2 protein-coding genes are annotated in these 1,531 nt (G+C 71.7%); both read left to right on the top strand.

What is annotated here, in order from left to right:
* A partial coding sequence (locus ACTUAL_RS25500) for an acyl-CoA dehydrogenase family protein (RefSeq protein ID WP_440902025.1) occupies positions 1-1,117 on the top strand: 1,117 nt, incomplete at its 5' end.
* 60 nt (positions 1,118-1,177) lie between these two features.
* The coding region (locus ACTUAL_RS25495) for a YybH family protein (protein ID WP_440902024.1) at positions 1,178-1,531 on the top strand (354 nt) is incomplete at its 3' end.

Genomic DNA, 1,531 nt, shown 5'->3' with positions numbered 1-1,531 from the left:
CAACGCCCAGGACGCCGAGGACCGCAGGTGGCTGCCCGAGGAGAACATCAAGCTGCTGGAGGACGCGGGCGTCTTCCGCGCGCCGGTCCCCGCCAAGTTCGGCGGCCTCGACCTGGACGTGGCCCAGCAGGTCGCCATCGTCGAGGAGGTCGCGCGCGGCTGCGGCTCCACGGCGTGGACGGTGAACGCCTGGATGTCCAGCGCGGGCCTCGTCGCGGCCTACCCCGACCGCGCGCAGGAGGAGGTGTACGCGGGCGGTTCGGTCCGCGTCTCCGGCGGCTTCACCCCGACCGCCACCCTCACCCCCGTGGAGGGCGGCTTCACCCTCGACGGCACGTGGCGGTTCAACACCGGCATCCGGGGCGCCGACTGGAACATGGTCGCCGCCATGGTCGTCCACCCCGACCAGGAGGGCGAGTCGCACGACGAGCGCTACGCGCTCGTGCGCGCCTCCGAGTTCACCGTCGCCGACGACTGGCACGTCTCCTCCGCCGCGGGCACCGGCAGCTCCACCTCGTCCGTGCGCGGCCTGTTCGTCCCCGCCCACTTCGTCGTGGACGGCGCCGAGATCGTCGAGGGCACCACCGGCGACCGCTGGAACCAGGGCCTGCACGGCCGCGACTACGGCCTGCTGCCCTACGTCATGGTCCCGTCCCTCGCGGTGTACATCGGCCTGGCCAAGCAGGCCCTGGAGCTGTTCCAGGACCGCGCGCCCGGCCGGGGCATCGCCTACACCGGCTGGACCGAGCAGTCCGAGCACCCGCACGTGCAGATCCAGGTCGGCACCGCCGCCAACAAGATCACCGCCGCCGAGGGGCTGCGCGACCGGATCACCGGCCTCATGCAGGACCGGGCCGACAGCGGCGTCGCGGTCACCACCGCCGAGAAGGCGGCCTTCCGCGGCCAGGTCGGCTACGGCATCCAGCTCGCCAGGGAAGCCGTGGAGATCCTCTACACCCTCTCCGGAGCCTCCGTCATCCAGAAGTCCGTGCCGCTCCAGCGCGTCTACCGGGACACCGTCGGCCTCGCGCTGCACGGCCTGATGGCCCCCGTCACCAACCTCGAGGTGCACGGGCGGGTCCTGCTCGGCCTCGAACCCGACACGTTCTTCCTCTGATCCCTCCTGCCGGACCCCGGCCGGACCACGACCACCGCACCTCCTGAAGGGGACAGCGCCATGACCGCCAGCACGACCATCCGCCCCACCGAGGACGTCGACAAGCACCTGGAGCACTACGTCGAGGCGTTCAACTCCAACGACCCCGACGTGCTCGACCTGTTCTACACCGAGGAGGCCGTCGCGGTGTGGGAGCCGCTCGCGCCGCTCTCCGGCGAGGCCCGCCGCGAGTACGCCCGCGAGTTCCTCTCCCGCACGCCCACGATGACCGCCGTCGAGCGCGAGCGCTACGTCACCGGCGACACGGTCCTGTTCATCATCGACTGGCAGATCGACATGACCGGCGTCGACGGTGAGCCCGAGCACCTGGAGGGCGTCGGCGTCGACGTCGTCCGCAAGGGCTCCGACGGCAAG

Source organism: Actinosynnema sp., from assembly GCF_052038725.1.
The sequence above is the reverse complement of the archived record's forward strand: the minus strand, read 5'-3'. Positions and strand labels throughout refer to the sequence as shown.